The sequence below is a fragment of the Gordonia polyisoprenivorans NBRC 16320 = JCM 10675 genome, assembly GCF_000241325.1.
GTDB classification, from domain to species: Bacteria; Actinomycetota; Actinomycetes; order Mycobacteriales; family Mycobacteriaceae; genus Gordonia; species Gordonia polyisoprenivorans.
In genome coordinates this window covers 49,776-68,715 of sequence record NZ_BAEI01000056.1, presented here as the reverse complement: position 1 = coordinate 68,715, position 18,940 = coordinate 49,776, and the positions used below count along the sequence as shown (strand labels likewise).

General features: G+C 68.8%; 18 protein-coding genes. 3 read left to right on the top strand and 15 right to left on the bottom strand.

Annotated features, from left to right (window positions below):
- Positions 1 to 96: 96 nt before the first annotated feature.
- From nusB to GOPIP_RS13550, 3 genes are read right to left on the bottom strand one after another with little or no spacing between them, the layout of a single operon-like run.
- Complete coding sequence (nusB, locus tag GOPIP_RS13560) at positions 97 to 564, bottom strand: transcription antitermination factor NusB (RefSeq protein ID WP_006370251.1); 468 nt, start codon at positions 562 to 564, stop codon at positions 97 to 99.
- Positions 565 to 578: 14 nt separating this feature from the next.
- Positions 579 to 1,142, bottom strand: a complete 564-nt coding sequence (efp, locus tag GOPIP_RS13555) for an elongation factor P (RefSeq protein WP_006370250.1) — start codon at positions 1,140 to 1,142, stop codon at positions 579 to 581.
- Between the two features lie 35 nt (positions 1,143 to 1,177).
- Positions 1,178 to 2,284, bottom strand: a complete 1,107-nt coding sequence (locus GOPIP_RS13550; protein WP_006370249.1) for a M24 family metallopeptidase — start codon at positions 2,282 to 2,284, stop codon at positions 1,178 to 1,180.
- Positions 2,285 to 2,386: 102 nt separating this feature from the next.
- Between GOPIP_RS13550 and GOPIP_RS13545 the strand changes: the two genes are divergently transcribed.
- Positions 2,387 to 2,887, top strand: coding sequence for a B-4DMT family transporter (locus tag GOPIP_RS13545; RefSeq protein ID WP_006370248.1), 501 nt, complete (start codon positions 2,387 to 2,389; stop codon positions 2,885 to 2,887).
- A gap of 36 nt (positions 2,888 to 2,923) precedes the next feature.
- Here the strand turns inward: GOPIP_RS13545 and GOPIP_RS13540 are convergent, their stop codons facing one another.
- The 9 genes from GOPIP_RS13540 to alaS all read right to left on the bottom strand — a co-directional run bounded on the left by GOPIP_RS13540 (position 2,924) and on the right by alaS (position 13,208).
- On the bottom strand, positions 2,924 to 3,481 hold the full coding sequence (locus tag GOPIP_RS13540) for a hypothetical protein (RefSeq protein ID WP_006370247.1): 558 nt from the start codon (positions 3,479 to 3,481) through the stop codon (positions 2,924 to 2,926).
- A gap of 69 nt (positions 3,482 to 3,550) precedes the next feature.
- On the bottom strand, positions 3,551 to 4,672 hold the full coding sequence (gene aroB / locus GOPIP_RS13535; RefSeq protein WP_006370246.1) for a 3-dehydroquinate synthase: 1,122 nt from the start codon (positions 4,670 to 4,672) through the stop codon (positions 3,551 to 3,553).
- Positions 4,669 to 5,232: a shikimate kinase gene (locus GOPIP_RS13530; protein ID WP_006370245.1), complete on the bottom strand. Its 564-nt coding sequence runs from the start codon at positions 5,230 to 5,232 to the stop codon at positions 4,669 to 4,671. The genes aroB and GOPIP_RS13530 overlap by 4 nt, the downstream gene beginning before the upstream one ends.
- On the bottom strand, positions 5,229 to 6,437 hold the full coding sequence (aroC, locus tag GOPIP_RS13525) for a chorismate synthase (protein ID WP_035728005.1): 1,209 nt from the start codon (positions 6,435 to 6,437) through the stop codon (positions 5,229 to 5,231). Before aroC ends, GOPIP_RS13530 begins: the two co-directional genes overlap by 4 nt.
- 70 nt (positions 6,438 to 6,507) lie before the next feature.
- Positions 6,508 to 6,894 (bottom strand): A24 family peptidase, encoded by a 387-nt coding sequence (locus GOPIP_RS13520; RefSeq protein ID WP_006370243.1) that lies wholly within the window; start codon positions 6,892 to 6,894, stop codon positions 6,508 to 6,510.
- Between the two features lie 90 nt (positions 6,895 to 6,984).
- A complete protein-coding gene (locus tag GOPIP_RS13515; protein ID WP_247608846.1) occupies positions 6,985 to 7,929 on the bottom strand; it encodes a shikimate dehydrogenase in 945 nt (314 codons plus the stop codon).
- The gene (gene mltG, locus GOPIP_RS13510) at positions 7,899 to 9,275 is read right to left on the bottom strand and encodes an endolytic transglycosylase MltG (RefSeq protein WP_006370241.1); all 1,377 of its coding nucleotides are present in this window, start codon (positions 9,273 to 9,275) and stop codon (positions 7,899 to 7,901) included. Before mltG ends, GOPIP_RS13515 begins: the two co-directional genes overlap by 31 nt.
- Before the next feature lie 700 nt (positions 9,276 to 9,975).
- On the bottom strand, positions 9,976 to 10,431 hold the full coding sequence (ruvX, locus tag GOPIP_RS13505) for a Holliday junction resolvase RuvX (protein WP_006370240.1): 456 nt from the start codon (positions 10,429 to 10,431) through the stop codon (positions 9,976 to 9,978).
- Positions 10,431 to 13,208 carry an alanine--tRNA ligase gene (gene alaS / locus GOPIP_RS13500; RefSeq protein WP_006370239.1) on the bottom strand — a complete coding sequence of 926 codons (2,778 nt, stop codon included), beginning with the start codon at positions 13,206 to 13,208 and terminating at the stop codon, positions 10,431 to 10,433. Before alaS ends, ruvX begins: the two co-directional genes overlap by 1 nt.
- 125 nt (positions 13,209 to 13,333) lie before the next feature.
- Here alaS and GOPIP_RS13495 point away from each other — a divergent pair, with 125 nt between their 5' ends.
- Together GOPIP_RS13495 and GOPIP_RS13490 are read left to right on the top strand one after the other, a co-directional pair.
- Positions 13,334 to 13,801, top strand: a complete 468-nt coding sequence (locus tag GOPIP_RS13495) for an OsmC family protein (RefSeq protein ID WP_006370238.1) — start codon at positions 13,334 to 13,336, stop codon at positions 13,799 to 13,801.
- A 209-nt stretch (positions 13,802 to 14,010) separates the two neighbouring features.
- On the top strand, positions 14,011 to 14,766 hold the full coding sequence (locus tag GOPIP_RS13490; protein ID WP_006370237.1) for a dienelactone hydrolase family protein: 756 nt from the start codon (positions 14,011 to 14,013) through the stop codon (positions 14,764 to 14,766).
- 24 nt (positions 14,767 to 14,790) lie between these two features.
- Here the strand turns inward: GOPIP_RS13490 and GOPIP_RS13485 are convergent, their stop codons facing one another.
- From GOPIP_RS13485 to GOPIP_RS13475, 3 genes are all read right to left on the bottom strand, one after another.
- Positions 14,791 to 16,230, bottom strand: coding sequence for an MFS transporter (locus GOPIP_RS13485; RefSeq protein ID WP_006370236.1), 1,440 nt, complete (start codon positions 16,228 to 16,230; stop codon positions 14,791 to 14,793).
- Positions 16,231 to 16,317: 87 nt separating this feature from the next.
- Positions 16,318 to 17,703 carry a replication-associated recombination protein A gene (locus GOPIP_RS13480; protein ID WP_006370235.1) on the bottom strand — a complete coding sequence of 462 codons (1,386 nt, stop codon included), beginning with the start codon at positions 17,701 to 17,703 and terminating at the stop codon, positions 16,318 to 16,320.
- 7 nt (positions 17,704 to 17,710) lie between these two features.
- A complete protein-coding gene (locus GOPIP_RS13475; protein WP_006370234.1) occupies positions 17,711 to 18,883 on the bottom strand; it encodes a hypothetical protein in 1,173 nt (390 codons plus the stop codon).
- Positions 18,884 to 18,940 lie beyond the last annotated feature (57 nt).

Here is an 18,940-nt window from a genome sequence, read left to right as displayed (position 1 = left end):
GGATCGTTAAAGGATGTCTGTCGCGGCCAAGACTACACGCCGGCATCGTGTACGCCGAACCGGACTCGAGCCGCGCCGGCCCCGGTGGACTCGAGCTCAGTGGTTGTCGCGGTCCGAACCCGCCGCCTGCGCGGCCCGCACCTGCGGGGCGAGGTCGGCGATCGTCTGCAGCACCCCGTTGACGAAGGCGGGCGAGTCGTCGGTGGACAGTTCCTTGGCGAGCTCGACCGCCTCGTCGACCACGACGATCGGATCGACGTCGGTGGCGTTGAACAACTCCCAGGTGGCCAGGCGCAGGATCGCCCGATCCACAGCGGGTAGTCGCTGCAGGGTCCAGCCCTTCAGGTGCGAGGAGATGACCGCGTCGATCTGCGCCTCGTCGGCGACCAGACCGTCGACGACCCGCGCGGTGTAGGGATGGATCTGTCCGACACTCTCGTCGGTTTGCACCAGCTCCCGCCGTTCGGCGACGAGTTCGGCCGGGCTGACGTCCTTGGCCTCCGCCTCGAACAGCAGGTCGATGGCGCGGCGGCGCGCCTTGTGTCGGGTTCCGGGCTGCTTCACGTGTGGGGATCTCGCTAGTTGTTGACGCGGCCGAGGTAACTGCCGTCGCGCGAGTCGACCTTCAGTTTGTCGCCGGTGTTGATGAACAGCGGAACCGCGATCTCGGCACCCGTCTCCAGGGTGGCGGGCTTGGTGCCGCCGGTGGAGCGGTCGCCCTGCAGGCCCGGATCGGTGTGGGTGACCTCGAGCTCGACGGTGACCGGCAGTTCGACGAAGAGCGGGGTGCCGTCGTTGAGCGAGACCTGCACGGTCATGTTCTCCAACAGGAACCGGGCGCCGTCGCCGACGGTGGCCGGTGCCAGCGAGTACTGCTCGTAGTCCTGGGCGTCCATGAAGACGTAGTCGGTGCCGTCGTTGTAGAGGTAGGTCATGTCGCGACGGTCGACGGTCGCGGTCTCCACCTTGACCCCGGCGTTGAAGGTCTTGTCAACGGTCTTGCCGGACAGGATGTTCTTGATCTTGGTGCGCACGAAGGCCGGACCCTTGCCGGGCTTGACGTGCTGGAACTCCAGGATCTGCCAGAGCTGGTCATCCATGCGCAGCACGAGGCCGTTCTTGAAATCGGCGGTGGTCGCCATATGTGTCGTCTCTTCCTTCTTGACGTCGAGAACCGTCAGATGACGGTGAATGTCTTGTCGCTGGCGGTCAGCAGCTCCGGATCGCCGTCGGTGACGACGAGGGTGTCCTCGATCCTGACTCCACCTCGGCCCGGGAGGTAGACCCCGGGTTCCACGGTCACCGCTGCGCCGCAAGGCAGTGTACCCGTTGCGAGCTTGCCGATTCCGGGCGCTTCGTGGATCTCGAGGCCGACTCCGTGTCCGAGACCGTGCACGTAGTTCTCCGCGTGACCGGCGTCGGCGATCACCGTCCGGGCCGCGGCGTCCACCCCGCGCAGGTCGGCACCTGGGTGCAGCGCCGCCCGACCGGCGGACTGTGCGGTGGCGACGAGCTCGTAGATCTCACGCTGCCACGGTGCGGCGCGACCGAGCACGAAGGTCCGGGTCATGTCCGAGTGGTAACCGCCGAACACCGCACCGAAGTCGATCTTGACGAAGTCGCCGTCGGCGAGCACCTCGTGGGTGGGGCGATGGTGTGGGATCGCCGAATGGGCGCCGGCGGCGACGATCGTCTCGAAGGCCACCGCGTCGGCGCCGTGCCGGTACATCTCCCATTCCAGGGCGCGAGCGACCTCTCGTTCGGTGGCACCCGCCCGTAATCCTCCGCCGTCGATGAGTGCCGCGAGTGCCTCGTCGCCGATCCGGCAGGCCTGCCGCAGCAGTGCGATCTCCCCGGCATCCTTGATTTCCCGTAGGCCCTGGACCAGGCCGGTCCGGCCGACGAGTTCGACACCGTCGGGTGCGTCCGCACCGAGGGCCCGGTGCGCGGCGACCGTGAGGGCGTCGGCCTCGAAACCGACCCGGCGCGCCCCGGCGTCGGCGGCGACGCGCAGCAGTGCCGGTGGGCAGTCGCGGGCGAGGACGGCCTCGAGGTCGCCGGCTTGCTCACCGACCTGGGTCTGATAACGGCCGTCGGTGCAGATCCGGTCACCCGCCGGACCCGAGGCCGAGATCAACACCGCACCGTTGGAGCCGGTGAACCCGGTCAGGTAGCGCACGTTGGTGAGATCACCGACCAGGAAGGCATCGACGGCGTGGTCACCACTGACGATCAGGTCGCGCAGCCGATCACGACGACCGGCGTGGTCATGTGTGGGGGTCATCGGTTCACGCTAGCCCGACGCATTCCGGGACAGGACCTACGACATGATTCAAAGTGTGGCCAAGAGCACTGGATGTGCTGACCCTCTAGTAACGTGTTCGGCATGTTCTCCTCCTGGTTGCTGCGCGGAGTCGTCATGACCGCGGTACACGTCGCGGCCCGAGTGGTACTCGGACTGGCCATCATCCACGCTCCCCTGCATTCCACGGTGTGGAAGACGATCGCGGTCGCCGTGGTCGTGCTGGTGTCCCTGCTCTGGGGCGGCATCGACGGCATCGCCGACGCGCGGGCCAACCCCGATCCCGACGATTACGAGGACCTGACCGTCCGCTGGCTCAAGGCCGGCGTCTTCGCAGGTGTCGTCGCGGGCCTCATCTCCTGGATCCTGGGCAGCTTCGTCTTCGCCGGGATCGGCCAGGCCAGCTTGTGGGTCGAACTGATCGCCGGTGGCTCGTTCACCGCGCTGCTGATCTTTGTCCCCGCGTTCGTCGGCGCGGCGGTGGGTCGCTGGCTGATGCGCCGCGATCAGCGCAAGAACTCCCATGACGACGACTGGTCGGTGCACCCCGACGCGCAACCAACCGAGCAGATCGAGCGGGTCTGACGCACCTCGCCCGGTCCTCGGGCAGCGTGCGGAGACTCACTGTCGGTAGAACGGCTCGCCAGGCAACGGGTGCCGCCCGATAGTGGCGTCGAAGGGCAGATCGCGCACCAACTCGGGCCGCTCATCGTACGGATCGACCTCTGCAGGCGCGCTGCGAAGATGGTCACCCAGGTAGTCGAAGAACCAGATCTCGAAAACTCCGTCACGAGCACGTTCGTAGCCACAGTGGGCGGCGGCGGTCACCAGATCGAAGCCGTCGTTCGGTGAGCACGCACGGAAAGCGGAGAGGAAGTCGGCGCACCGTTCGTCGGTGGCCCAGAGTTCGCGTTCGACCTCGGGGTCCTGCGCCGCGAGGTCCTGGTGTCCCCCAGCCCGTTCGGCCCACCACGCGTCTTCCTCGTCCTCCGACATACCCCGCGTCGGACTCGGTGTCGGGGTGGTCCACCACACGAAAGTCGGGTCGTCCGCGCGGATCAGTCCCCACTGTCCCTGGCGCCAGTCGGCCACCGGCGATTCCAACCGAGCGCGCGCCAGCGTCCACCCGGGTAGCGGTTCGCCGAAGTAGACGGGCGAGACGACACACTGTTCACACACCGACGCCGTCCCTCGTTGTCCGGCCCAGAATCGTGCGGCCCAGAATCATCAGTCCCAGAATCATCAGGCTCAGAGCAGGGTCGCCCCGCCCGGCGCCGCTTCCGCGGCAACCGCCGAGTACGCGGCGGCGACCAGCGAAGGGTCGGGGCCCTCGAGGCGTCCGGGTTTGGCGAGTCCGTCGAGGACCACGAAACGCATGACCCCGGAGCGGTTCTTCTTGTCGCCCGCCATCGTGGTGAGCAGATCGCCGAGGGCATCGGCGTCGTAGGTCGTCGGCAATCCGACGAGGGAGAGGATCGCCGCGTGCCGATCGGCGGTCGCGTCGTCGAGCCGACCGGCCAGCCGCGCGAGTTCGGCGGCGAAGACCAGCCCCACCGACACCGCCGCGCCGTGGCGCCAGCGGTAGCGTTCGCGACGCTCGATGGCGTGACCGAGCGTGTGACCGTAGTTCAGGATCTCCCGCAGCGACGACTCCTTGAGGTCGGCGGACACCACATCGGCCTTGACCTGCACCGATCGTCGGATGAGCTCGGGGAGGACGTCGGCGGTCGGGTCGGTGGCCGCGGCCGGGTCGGCCTCGATGATGTCGAGGATCGTCGGGTCGGCGATGAATCCGGTCTTGATGACCTCCGCCAGCCCGGCGATCACCTCGTTGCGCGGTACCGTCTCGAGGGTCGCGATGTCGATGAGTACCGCGTCGGGCTCGTGGAATGCGCCCACCAGGTTCTTGCCGGCATCGGTGTTGATGCCGGTCTTGCCGCCGACCGCGGCGTCGACCATCGCCAGCAGGGTGGTGGGAACGTGGATGACCCCGATCCCCCGCATCCAGGTGGCGGCCACGAATCCGGCCAGGTCGGTCGCGGCGCCGCCGCCCAACGAGATGATCTTGTCGTTGCGTTTGAGCCCGATCCGGCCGCACACGTCCCAGCAGAATGCGGCGACCGCGAGATCCTTGCCGGCCTCGGCGTCCGGGATCTCGACACGATGTGCGTCGAATCCCTTGCCGGACAGGTATTCCCGGATCTGCTCCGCGGTCTGGGCGAGCGTCGGCTGATACAGAATCGCGATCCGATCGGCGCCGGCGGCAGCATCGGCGAGCTCACCGAGCAGACCGCGACCGATGATCACGTCATACGGCGACCCGGCATTGACGCGGATCCGTACCGGCTCGGTGGTCGTCGGGTCGCTCATGTGGTCCTCTCGGGTACGAGTTCGCGGGCGATCGCGGCGATGATGACGTCGGCGACATCCTGCGCGTCACCGTCGGCCGCATCGACCTCGATGGTCGCGACACCGCTGTAGGTCTCGGCGCGTTCGGTCAGCAGTTCACGGTAGCGGGTGGCCGGATCGCCGGCGGCCAGCAGCGGTCGATCGGACCCCGAGACGCGCGAGAAGCCGTCCTCGGCACCGATTTTCAGGTGGACGACACGGTGTCCGTCGAGCGCGTCACGGACCGCTTCGGTGGTCACCGCACCCCCGCCGAGGGCCACCACCCCGCGGTGGTTCTCCAGGACGTCGGTGACGACGTCGCATTCGATCTGGCGGAACCGGGTGGGCCCGGCACCGGTGAAGATCTCCGGGATGGTCTGGCCGGTGCGGGTCACGATCTCGGCGTCGGTGTCGACGAAGTCGACGCCGAGCTTGTCGGCGAGTATCCGTCCGACCGTGGACTTTCCGGCACCCATGAACCCGACGAGCACGGCGACCGGACGATCGGGACCGCCGGTCACCGGCAGTGATGCGCCGGTCATGAACGCGGGGGCCGGGACTCGACGTGCTTGAGGTAGCCGCGCAGGTTCTCACCGGTTTCGGTGGCCGAATCGCCGCCGAACTTCTCCAGCGCCGCCTGGGCGAGTACCAGCGCGACCATGGCCTCGGCGACCACACCCGCCGCGGGCACCGCGCACACGTCCGATCGTTGATGGATGGCGCTGGCCTGATCGCCGGTGCTCATGTCGATGGTCGACAGGGCGCGCGGCACCGTCGAGATCGGCTTCATCGCCACCCGCACCCGCACGTCCTCGCCGTTGGTCATGCCGCCCTCGAGGCCACCGGCCCGGTTGGTCGACCGCAGCACGCCGTCGGGCCCGGGGACCATCTCGTCGTGGGCGGCGCTGCCACGGCGACGCGCGGTCGCGAAACCGTCACCGACCTCGACACCCTTGATCGCCTGGATCCCCATGAGTGCACCGGCGAGTCGGGCGTCGAGGCGGGTCTCACCACTCACGTGCGAGCCGAGCCCGACCGGCACATTCGTCGCGACGACCTCCACCACGCCACCGAGGGTGTCGCCGTCCTTCTTGGCCGCCTCGATCTCGGCGATCATCGCCGCCTCGGCGTCGGAGTCGAAGGCACGGACCGGGCTTGCGTCGATCGCCTCGAGGTCGGCGATCCGGGGCGGCGGGCCGTCGTAGGGCTCGCTCGCCCCGATGGAGATCACGTGCGAGACGACGTCAACGCCGAGCACCTGCCGCAGGAAGTTGCGGGCGACGGTGCCCGCGGCGACCCGCGCGGCAGTTTCGCGGGCGCTGGCCCGCTCGAGCACCGGGCGCGCATCGTCGAAGCCGTACTTGAGCATCCCCGAGTAGTCGGCATGCCCGGGACGCGGACGGGTGAGGGGCGCATTGCGCGCGCTGCCGTCGAGTTCGGCGGCATCGACCGGATCGGCCGACATCACCGTCTCCCATTTGGGCCACTCGGTGTTGCCGATCTCGACCGCGATCGGACCGCCCATCGAGAGTCCGTGGCGCAGACCGCCGATCACCGTCACCTTGTCTGCCTCGAACTTCATCCGGGCCCCTCGTCCGTATCCGAGACGGCGACGGGCCAACTGTTCGGCGATATCCGACGAGGTGATCTCAACTCCGGCGACCATACCCTCGACGATCGCCACGAGTGCCGGGCCATGCGACTCTCCGGCTGTTATCCAGCGCAACACAAGAATCCATTGTTCCATGCGGGCCACGCGGCCCGCGAACAGCCTTGACCAGGCCCGGCCGCCGGCGCCGACGACCGGCGCACGAGCCTCAACCGATCGCCAGGACGAGGACCGCGGCAAGGATCAGCGTGGGGCCGTGCGGGCGTCGCACCGGGCCGCCACGCCGATGTCCGATCAGGACTCCCACCTGGGCGAGCGCAACCATCAGCAGTGCCGCGACCGGGTGCGCGAGGAGGCCACCGAGGACGAATCCGAGTTTGACGTCGGCTCCCCCGCACCATCGGCGGGTGAAGGCGAGCAGGTACGGAACGGCCCCGGCCAGGGCCGCGATCAGCACGTGCGGGGCCGTCAGCCCGCCGACGACCACCGCGAGCACGCCCGGCCACAGCAATCGATTCGGGATGCGCGCGGTGCGCCGGTCGCTCTCGGCGACCACCGCGAGCCAGATCATCACCACCAGCGCCGTCGCAACCATGCCGCCAGTGTGGTCGGTGGCGTCGGTGGGCTCGGGCGCCGGACGGCCCGCCGGCGTCGGGCTGTGGACCGTCCCGTCTCTGTGAGTGCGTCAGGAGGCCGCGTCGGCTCCGGCGAACACCTCGGCCATCACCGTGCGCGGTGCCGGCAGGCCAGTGAATTGCTCGACCTGGCTGAACGCCTGGTTCAGCAGCATCACCAGTCCACCGGCCACCCGACCACCCGCAGCCCGAACCGCGGTGGCCAGCGGGGTGGGCCACGGGTCGTAGATGACGTCGACCAGACGCGCGGAGCCCGAGACGGCGTCGATCACCGGTGTGGTCGCCGACGCCGGGACCGTGGAGACGGTGACCGCGGCGTCACGGCAGCGCCGGCTCAGGTCGTCGGTGCTCGCGAAATCGGCCACCTGCACCGACATCCCGAGATCGCGCGCCAGAGTGAGCACGTCGGCGGCGCGCTGCGCGCTGCGGGCGACGACGGTGAGTTCGCCGATCCCGACCGCGGCGAGCGCCGCGACGGACGGTAACGCGGTACCTCCGGCCCCGACGAGCACCGCGGAATCGGGAAGGTCACCGCCGACGACGTTTGCCGCGACACCGAGGTGTTCGAGTGCACCGGTCATGCCGTCGATGTCGGTGCAGTCCGCTCGCCAACCGGTCACGGTCCGCACCAGTGTGTTCGCCGAACCCACCAGGACCGCACGTTCGGTGCGCTCGTCGGCGACGGCGAGCGCGGCGAGTTTGTTCGGCATCGTGACCGAGAAACCGATCTGCTCGGCCGGCGCCGCGGCGACGACCCCCGGAAGATCCGCTGCGGTGCACTCACGCCGCGTGTAGGTCCAGTCCTCCAACCCCAGCGCACGGTAGGCGGCCAGGTGCAGATCCGGCGATCTCGAATGCGACACCGGGGAGCCGAGCACCGTGGCTCGGCGGGCGGTGCGCCCGCCCACCGGGGCGCACAGCGGCGGACGCGCCAGCACCGAGCCGGCCTCGTCGAGCGGACCGGTCACCGGCACGTGATGAATTTGTTCTGGCATGCGGTGGCGATGTTGCGCCGATGCTGATCGAAGTCGTCGGTGAACAGTGTCGTCCCCTTGGAGTCGACGGTCACGAAGTACAGCCAGTCGCCGTCGGCGGGCTGCTCCATCGCCTCGACGGACGGCTCCTCCACCGCACCGATCGGTGTCGGCGGAAGGCCCTTGCGCACGTAGGTGTTCCACGGCGTGTCGGCCTTGAGCGCGTCGTCGTGCAGGTTCAGGTCGACGACGCTGGCGGTGTAATTGGCGGTCGAATCGAATTCCAGCCGTTGGCCTTTGGCGAGCCGGTTCAGGATGACCCGCGCCACCTTCGGGTAGTCGTCGGGTTGCACCTCGCCCTGCAGCAACGATGCGGCGACCAACGTCTGATAGGGACTGAGCCCGGACTTGTTGTTGCTCACCAGTCCCCAGCCCTCGTACATGGCGGCGCTCTTGGTGATCAGGGTGTTGAGTATCTGCGTGGCGTTGTCGTGCGGATCGATGTCCTCCCACGTGCCGGGCGCGATCAGGCCCTCGATCCGGCGATGGTCGCCGTTGAGTGCCGTCACCGACTCCTGCGCCCAGCTCGGGACACCGAGCTCGGTGATACTCGCGTTGGCGGCCGCGTCGGACAGTTGCTGCTCGGTCACCCCGAGGCGTTGTCCGTTGATCTCGACGCCGGTCTGGTCGGCGATCATCGCGAAGATGCCCGGGGTGACGCGTCCCGAGGTGTCGCGCTTGGTGTCCAGCGGGGTGCCGGGAGGTACGACGATGCGCCCGACGCGGTTGGTCGAGTCGGAGTCGGTGATCAACTTCACCGCCTCCGCCGCCGGGATCTGGGTGCGCAACTTGTAGTAGCCGCTGGACAGCGAGGCTCCATCGGCGGCGTCGACGAACGCGCGGACGCTGCCGACGACGTTGTCGTCGACGAGAATGCCGCCGATCTGTTTGATCGACGCATTCGCCGGGACGTGCACGAGCACGTCGGCGGTACCCGCGGCGTTCGTGTAGTCCTTTCGGGAGTCGAAGAGCCCGGCCTTGTCCGCTCCCCAGTACCCCACCCCGGCGACCAGCGCCAGCATCACGACGGCCACCACGGCCATGCCGATCCGGCGTCGGCGCCGACGGGCGACCGCCGCCGGACGACGTTCGGGATGGTCATCGAGGTCTGGGTGGGAGTCGTCGGATACGGGTGCGAGGACGGTGTCGTCGGCCGGTTCGACCAGTTCGTGCGGTGCGGTCAGGTCGTGATCGACGCGATCATCGGTGCGAAGGGATCCGGTGTCGTCTCGATCGGCGAGGTCGGCGTCGGCCTCGGGAACGGCGAGCGTCGGTTCGGCCAGGGCGGCCAGCGCGCCCGGTGCCACACCTGCCTCCCGCCGGCGATCTGCCGACCGGTCACGGGCCGCCGACCGGCTCGTGGTCCCGGGGGCTGACGATACGTCGGGATCGATGCGCTCCGGCTTCGCGCGCTGTGGCCGGGCCCGCTGTGGTTCGGTCCGCTGTGATTCGGCCTGCTGTGGTTCGGCCTGCCGCGGCGCGGGGATCGGAGCGGTGCGGGGGGCGGACCGCTGGGCGCGTGAACGCAGCGTCGGCTGCGGCGCAGATGGGGTCGTCTCGTCGGCGGACTGCGACGCGGGCGCCTGTGCCGCTGTCTGGGGTGCCGCTGTCTGGGGTGCCGTTGTCTGGGGTGCCGCTGTCTGGGGACCATTCCCGGGTCGGGCCACCCGATCATCCGAAGACGCCGGCACTGCCGGCCATGATCCCGACGGGGTGCCCGCCGGTCCCGTGCGGCGGCGGCGATGCCGGGTGTTGGGTCGCCCATCCACCGGCTGCGTGAAATACCGCAACCGATCGGGGTCCATGCCGTCGGCGGGGTGGTCCGCTCGCTCCCGATGGCGATTCCGATGCCGTTCGTCGCTCACCGCGGATACCCTCCCTGGTTCCGGTTCGACGGCGCGGCGTGAACCCCGCCCGTCCCCCGACACGTGCGCACGTCGCGCCTCACACTGGACCTGAACCGATCGGACCCTCCGATCGGCGGACGAAGCGACGGCGCCAACGAGCTCATCGTCGCGCGTCCAGCCATCCCTGCAGAATAGCGACCGCAGCCGCCTGATCAATCACCGAACGCGATGCCTTCGCCGACCGGCCACTCGCCCGCAACGCCTGCGCCGCGGTCACCGTGGTGAGCCGTTCATCGACGTACTCGACGAGCACCGGGGCAATCGCGGAGGTCAGGGCGTCGCCGAACTCCCGCGCGGCGGCCACCGCAACACCGTCGGTGTTGCGCAACGTCTTGGGCAAACCGATCACGACACCGACGACCTCGTATTCGGCGGCAAGTTCGGCGATTCTCGTCACATCCGACCCTCCGGACGTGTCCCGTCGCACGGTCTCGACCGGGGTGGCGAGTATGCCGTCGGGATCGCACACCGCGACGCCGATCCGCACGCTGCCGACATCGATGCCCAGACGCCGGCCCCGCCGCGTCTGCTGGTCGTCGTGCCCCGGAGCCGCCATCAGTGCAGGAGCTCGGAGATCCGTCGGATCGCCGGGTCCACGCCGGCCGGATCGGTTCCCGACCCCTGTGCCAGATCGGGTTTGCCGCCGCCACGGCCGCCGAGGATGGGTGCGATCTCCTTGACCACATCACCGGCCTTGAGCCCGGCCGAGCGGGCGGCCTCGGTGGTGGCGACGACGAACGGCACCTTGGTCTGCTCGGCGTCCTCACCCGGGGAGAACAATGCGATCACCGCGGCACGATCGGAGACCCGGCCGCGCAGATCGCCTGCCACCGAACGCAATCCGTTGGCGTCGAGCCCGGGCAGCGTGCCCGAGACGAGCAACGTCGACCCGACCGTGATCGCCCGATCGAGCAACGCGGCCGCCGACGCCCGTGCCGCCTCGGCGCGCATCTTCTCCAGTTGCTTCTCGGCGTCACGCAATCGCGTGACGAGTTGCTCGACGCGCGCGGGAACCTCGTCGGAGGGCACCTTCAGCGACGACGCGAGACCCGCCATCAGGGCGCGTTCCTTCGACAGATGGCGGAATGAGTCCATGCCGACGTAGGCCTCGACGCGGCGCACCCCCGAACCGACCGAGGACTCGCCGATCAGCGTGACCGGTCCGATCTGCGCCGACGACGAGACGTGGGTGCCACCGCACAGTTCCATCGAGAACGGGCCGCCGATCTCGACGACACGCACCTCGTCGCCGTAGTTCTCCCCGAACAGTGCGAGCGCGCCCATCGCCTTCGCCTCGGCGAGACCGGTCTCGAAGGTGTTGACCCGGTAATCGGCCTCGACTGCCTCGTTGGAGATCTCCTCGATCTGGGTGCGTTGCTCGGCCGACAGCGGTCCCGATGCATGGAAGTCGAAGCGCAGGTATCCGGGGCGGTTCAGCGAACCGGCCTGTGTCGCACCGGGTCCGAGCACCTGACGGAGCGCGGCGTGCACCATGTGGGTACCCGAGTGTCCTTGCGTGGCACCGTGGCGCCAGCTCGTGTCGACGCTCGCGAGGACCTCATCGCCTTCGGCGATCTCCCCGGCATCGACGATGACGCTGTGTAACCACACCGACTTGCCCACCCGCTGAACATCTTTGACGGTCAGCCGGGCGCCGGCACCGGTGGTGATGGAGCCGGTGTCGGCCATCTGGCCACCGGACTCGGCGTACAACGGGGTGCGGTCGAGGATCACCGTCAGTTCCTGACCGGCGCCGGCGCTGCGGACCCGCACGCCGTCGGCGATCAGACCCACTACGCGCGCCTCGGACACGAGCTCTCCGTAGCCGGTGAACTCGGTGGGTCCGCGATCGAGGAACTCCCGGTACACCCCGGCGTCGGCGTGCCCGGTCTTACGGGCGTTCGCGTCGGCCTTGGCTCGCTGCTTCTGCTCGGCCATCAGTTCGGTGAAGCCGCCCTCGTCGACCTGTAACCCGGCCTCGGCGGCCATCTCGAGGGTCAGATCGATCGGGAAGCCGTAGGTGTCGTGCAGGGTGAATGCATCGTTGCCCGAGAGCGTGCCCTTGTTGGCCGCCTTGGTGGCCGCGGCCGCATCTGCGAACAACTTCGACCCGGCGGCGAGGGTCTTGGCGAACGAGGCTTCCTCGCCGACCGCAACACTCACGATGTGCTCACGCTTGTCGGCGAGTTCCGGATACGACGGCGCCATCAGGTCGATCGCGGCACCGATGAACGCCCCCATCGTCGGGGCGTCCGCGCCGTCGACATTCGGCCCGCTCGCTGCGCTCCCGGCGCCGCTGACATTCGGCCCGCTCGCTGCGCTCCCGGCGCCGCTGACATTCGGCCCGCTCGCTGCGCTCCCGGCGCCGAGCAGTCGCGCCGAGCGCACCACGCGGCGCAGCAACCGGCGCAGCACGTAGCCGCGGCCGTCATTGCCGGGCAGCACGCCGTCACCGATGAGCATCGCGGCGGTGCGGGTGTGGTCGGCGATCACGCGGAATCGGACGTCGGCCTCGTGGTCACCGGCGCCGTAGGCGCGTCCGGTCACGCTCGCGGCGAGGTCGATGATCGGTTTGAGCAGATCGGTCTCGTAGACGTTGTCGACACCTTGCAGCAGGCAGGCGACGCGCTCGATGCCCATACCGGTGTCGATGTTCTTCTTGGGCAGCGGGCCGAGGATCTCGTAGCCCTCCTTACCGCCACCCGGGCCGCGCACGTTCTGCATGAACACGAGATTCCAGATCTCGATGTAGCGGTCCTCGTCGGCCTCGGGTCCACCTTCGATCCCGTATGCCGGACCGCGGTCGTAGAAGATCTCCGAACACGGTCCGCACGGACCGGGGACGCCCATCGACCAGTAGTTGTCCTTCATGCCGCGTCGCTGGATGCGCTCGGCGGGCACGCCGATCTCGTCTCGCCAGATCGACTCCGCCTCGTCGTCGTCGAGATAGACCGTCGGCCACAGCTTTTCGGCCGGAATGCCGTATCCGCCGTCCTCGACGCTGTTGGTCAGCAGCGTCCACGCGAAGGTGATCGCCTCGCGCTTGAAGTAGTCGCCGAACGAGAAGTTGCCCGCCATCTGAAAGAAGGTGTTGTGACGGGTGGTGATGCCGACCTCGTCGATGTCGAGGGTGCGTACGCACTTCTGGACGCTGGTGGCGCGGTCGAACGGCGGGGTCTGCTCACCGAGGAAGTACGGCTTGAACGGCACCATGCCGGCGTTGACGAACAGCAGGTTCGGGTCGTCGAGGATCAGCGAGGCGCTGGGCACCTCGGTGTGCCCGGCCTTGATGAAGTGATCCAGGAATCGCTTCCTGATGTCATGCGTCTGCACTGGGTGAGTCCTCGAAAGATCGGCGATGAGCGTATCTGCGGCTTACCAGCCTACCGTCGGCGGGCCCCACGCTCTCCGACCGCGTCGGGTATCGCGGCCGTCACCGGCGCGGGCATACTCGGCCAATGTCCGGCGAACACCACTATCGCGTCACCACCACGTGGATCGGCGACCGCGGCACCGGGACGTCCGGGTACCGCGACTACGACCGCACCGTCCGCATCGGCGTCGACGGTAAACCCGATGTGATCGGTTCGGCGGATCCGGCGTTTCGCGGCGATGCGACGCACCACAATCCCGAGGATCTGCTGCTCATCGCGATCTCGCAGTGTCACCTGCTGTCGTATCTGCACGCGTGTGTGACCCGCGGCGTCGTCGTCACCGGCTACACCGACGAGGCGAGTGCCGTCATGGCGCAGGAGGGCAACGGCGGACATTTCACCTCGGCGACGCTGCGCCCGACGGTCACGGTTGCCGACGAGTCGATGGTCGCCGACGCCCACGATGCCCACCGCGACGCCCACGAGTGGTGTTTCATCGCGAACTCGGTCAACTTCCCGATCGGCCACCACGCCACCGTCACCGTCGGCTGATCGCTGATCACCGACTGCGCCGCCCTTGGCGAAGCGATCAAATAGGTTGGACGGCAGCACGATAGACCGGCTATGGTCAGGTTTCCGTGCAACGTCCCGAGGAGGTGCCACCTGTGAATCAATTGTCGTCGGTGCTCCTCGGAGGAGTCACGGTCGGGCGATAGGTCGCCCGGGGCGCCGCACCTGTGCACGCTCCGAAAGGCACGGCCATGCATTTCACTTCTGAACGAGTTCTCGATGACGGTATCGCCGAGCGGGAGTTCACCCTCGGCGACTTCACCGGAATCCTGTGGACACCGCCGGCGGCTTCCGGGTCCACTCCGGTCCCACTGATCGTCCTCGGACAACCCGGCAGTATCGGGACCCGACACATGTATCCCCGGCTGGCGGCACGGGCCCGTCGTGCGGCCGCGGACGGCTTCGCCGCTGTCACGATCGAGCCGCCCGGTGCCGGCGATCGCACCCCGCTGCCCGGTGCCGACGACGCTCGAGCAGACCTGCGCCGCGCGATCGCCGCCGGCGAACGGCCCGGGGCAGACCTCATCGATCGGCTGGTGCTCCCCCTCCTTGAGCAGGCGGTGCCGGAGTGCCGGATCACTCTCGACGAGATCCTCGGGCGACCGGAGATCGGTGACAAGGTCGGGCTCTCGGGCGGCGTGATCGCCGTTGGTACCCGCCTGGCCGCCGTCGACCCACGTATTGCGGCAGCCGGGCTTTTCGCAGGTAGCTACGTGCCGTCGGTGACAATGGAAGAGGCACGCCTCGTCACCGCCCCGCTGCACGTTCTTCTCCAGTGGGATGACGAGAGCAACGACCGGCGGATGGCTCTCGATCTCTTCGACGCCTTCGGATCCACCGAGAAGACGCTCTGCGCCAACATGGGTGGCCACACCGGCGTCCCGCAATTCGCGGGTGAGGAGGCCGCCCGATTCTTCGCCCGCCACCTCGGCTCTGACGCCGGGTGAGGGGGAGCCACAACACCTCTCCCCTCACCGACTCTGACCAGTGACAGCGGCCGCACGCCGCCGGGGCATCGCGAACGACACCACCGCGCCGAAAACAAGCAACGCCACCATCGCGATCATCGACGCCCGGTATCCGGCGCCCACCGACGTCGCGGAGCTGAAGATCGTCCCGATCGCCGCGGCACCCACCGCGACCGACAACGCCTGCACGGTGTTGAACACCCCCGACGCGGCACCCGCGCGGTGAATCGGAACCTCGTCGAGCACCAGCAGGCCTGCCGACCCGACCACGAGCCCGAAACCGACCCCGGCCAGGACCAGGGTCAGCGCCAACCACCAGTAGGGGTCGTCAGTGCGTGCCGCGAGCATCATCGTGACCACGCCGACGGCGAAGACCAGTGCGCCGCATCGCAGCACCGATGCCCCGAACCGGGGTGCCAGGACTGTCGCCGACAGGCCTGCGGCGACGAACACCGTCACCGAGAACGGCAGCCACATCAGGCCGGTGCGCAGCACCGAGAAACCCAATGCAGATTGCACGTAGAGCGACTGGACCAGGAAGAACCCGCCGGTCGGCACCATGAAGGCGGCGAATGCCGCGAGTCCGGCGGTGAACGACCGGGTGGCGAACACCGCCGGGGGCACCATCGGCTCCACACCGCGCCGCGCCGAGGTCCACTGCCGACGGCCGAATTCGGCCAGCAAACCCACCCCGAGCGCCATACATCCGAATCCCCATGCAGGCCAGCCATGTTCGGGACCCACGGTGATCGGAACCATCAGGCTCGCCAGCCCCGCGCCGAGCAGCACCGCCGACCTGACAACGATCGGGGCCGGCACCTGCGCCTTGGACTCCGGGAGGAACGCGCGAGCGGCCAGGATCGCCAGGACGGCGATCGGGACATTGATGAGGAAGATCGGCCGCCACGACATCCCCCACCAGTCACCTGCGGTGATGACGCCGCCGAGCAGCGGGCCCGCCACGGCGGCCAACCCGATCACGGAGGTGAACATCCCCATGGCGGTACCCCGCTGCGCGGGCGGATACAACACCTGGATGCAGGTGAGCACCTGTGGAACCATCAGGGCCGCGGCGAGTCCCTGAAGGAATCGGAAGGCGACCAGCGACGCCGGATCTGCGGCGAGGCCGCACGCCAACGAGGCGGCACCGAAGGCGGCCAGCCCGACCACGAACAACCGGCGCCGCCCGTAACGATCGCCGAGTCGCGCGCCGAGCACCAGTCCCGACGCGTACGCCAGCGGGTACCCGGCGGCAATCCACTGCAACGCCGCCGCGGACAGCCCGAGATCGGACTGCATGGTGCGCAGCGCGACGTTGACCACGGTGGCGTCCATCAGTTCCATGAACGACGCGGTCAACAGGCACAGCAGCGCCACTGTGCGGGCACGGGCGCTCAAGGCAGGTGGGTCCTGCACTCCCCCAACGGTTTCGGTGATCGACATGGTAAGTGTTCCTTCGGCTCGTCTCGGTGGGGAGATCCCCTGTGACGACGACGGTAGGAACCATTGCGGTCAGAACCGGTCCGCGAATCAGCGTCGCTTCGAGGTTGCCCGTCGAATGATCGACCGCAATTTGCCCACCCGCGGCCCGATTTCGCGTTCGAAGCCGTGGTCGGTCGGCTGGTAGTAGTCGACGCCGACCAGCTCGTCCGGCGGATACTGTTGCGGCACAACGCCATCTGGGTCATCGTGCGGGTAGCGGTAGCCGACGCCGCTGCCCATCTTCTTCGCGCCGGCGTAGTGGCTGTCCCGCAGATGAGGCGGTACTGCGCCGGCCTTACCGGCCTCGACGTCGGCCAGCGCGGCTCCGATCGCGCCGACGACGCCGGCCGACTTCGGAGCGGTCGCGAGATGGATGGTGGCTTGCGTCAGAGCCAATTTCGCCTCGGGCATCCCGACCAGGGCGACCACCTGCGCGGCGGCAACGGCGGTCTGCAGGGCCATCGGGTCGGCCATCCCGATGTCCTCGCTGGCGTGGATCATCAACCGCCGCGCGATGAATCGCGGGTCCTCCCCCGCGGCGATCATCCGCGCCAGATAGTGCAGCGCGGCGTCCACGTCGGACCCGCGGATGGACTTGATGAACGCCGAGGTGACGTCGTAGTGCTGGTCGCCGTCGCGGTCGTAGCGCACCGCGGCCTTGTCGATGGCCGCTTCCACGTCGGCGAGATCCACCGCCGGGATCTCGCTCGCGTCGCCCTGCGCATCGGGATCGGACCGATCCTGGGACACGACGTCGGCGGCGGCCTCCAGGGCGGTCAGGGCACGTCGGGCGTCGCCACCGGCAACGGCGACGAGGTGATCGTAGGCGGCGTCGGTCACGCGAACCGCCCCACCGAGTCCGCGCTCGTCGGTGACCGCCCGGCGGAGCACCTCGCGGATGTCGTCGTCGGTCAACGACCGCAATCGCAACACCAGCGAACGCGACAACAGCGGCGAGACCACCGAGAAGGACGGATTCTCCGTGGTGGCGGCCACCAGCAACACGATCCGGTTCTCGACGGCGTCGAGCAACGCGTCCTGCTGAGTCTTGGAGAAGCGATGGACCTCGTCGATGAACAAAACGGTCTGCTCGCCGTCGACGAGTCGTCGGCGGGCCACCTCGATGACCGCCCGCACCTCCTTGACCCCCGCCGACAGCGCCGACAGCGCCTCGAACCGGCCGCCGGCCGCGGTGGAGATCAGCGACGCCATCGTGGTCTTGCCGGTGCCCGGCGGGCCGTAGAGCAGGACCGACGCCGCACCGGAACCGTTGATGAGCCGACGCAACGGCGACCCCGAACCCAGCAGATGGGTCTGCCCGATGATCTCGTCGAGTGAGCGGGGCCGCATCCGGACGGCGAGCGGTGCCGAGACGCCGACGGCGGGTCCGCTGCTGGGTGACGCGGGATCGGGAGTGTCGAAAAGTCCGTTCATTCCCGCGTCAGGACAGCCAGACCCGGTGCAGCGCAACACCGATCGCGGCGGCGAAATCGGCGACGTCGGCGTTGACCGATCGCGCCGACGCGGCCAGGTCCGACCACCTCGCGACGATCACGCGTGGATCGTTGGAATGCAGTGCCCAGTCGTGCGCGTGGTCGGCGGTCGCAAACTCCTGCGGTCCTGCCGGGTCCGCCGATGTGAGGTCGGCATCCTCTTCCGGCAGCAACCACACCGTCGACAGCCACGCCCACAGCAGCCGGGCGACGACCAGCTTGCGCTGTAGATCGCCGTCGCGGCGCAGCGCCGGCCAGATGGTGTGCACCTCCGAACGCCACGCGTCGACCATCGCGGTCTCGAGTTGGTCGCGACGTTCGAGCGCATGCGGGCCGAGTTGCGCCGGGAAGGTCACCAGCGCGTAGGCGATATCGAGGGTCGCGTCGCGGAACCCGCCCCACTCGTAGTCCATGAACTGCACGCCGGCCTCGTTGAGCAGGATGTTCTCCGGACCGACATCCGACGGGCTGAACGCACGATGATCGCCCTCGTCGAACAGGGTGCACGCCCCCTCGAGCGCGGAGACGACCGCGCAACCCATCTCCACCCCGAGGTCGGCGGCTCGCGTTCGTGCGATCCGGACCGCGCGTCGGGCCTCCTCGCCGAGCAGGTCGCGCCCCTCGGTCCCCGAGGGCCCGCGGCGGACCAATGCGTCGAAGTCGACCTCGCCGCCGACGGTGGCCGCGTGCATGCGACCGAGCGCCTGACCCCACGCGCTCACCGCACGGGAGATCTCGACGACGTCGAGGCCACCGAGCAGGGTGGTCATCGCGTTGCCGCGGCCGAGATCGGAGAGCACCATGAGCCGCGCGTCCGGGTCGGAGGCGATCAGCTGGGGCCCCGGTCGGGACTCGATGGGCAGTGCCGTCGCGTACTTGTACGACGCGATCTCGCGGTGGAACGCGTGCGGATCCTCGTGCTCGGGGAGCGCTTTGATGACGAGGGTGCGGTCCATCGACAGGGGGTTCTGGGCGACGCGTACGCGCACCACGATGGTGCGCCCGCTTCCTCCGAGATCCTCCGGTTCGGCGAGCACGACCGGCGAACCGGCTCGATGCGACAACAGGGCCTCTGCGGCACGCACCACGCTGGTGATGCGGCTTTCTGTGATGACCGTCATGGCAACTCCCACGGTACCGAATGCCACCGACAGTCGTCACCGGCCGTTGGGGTTTCG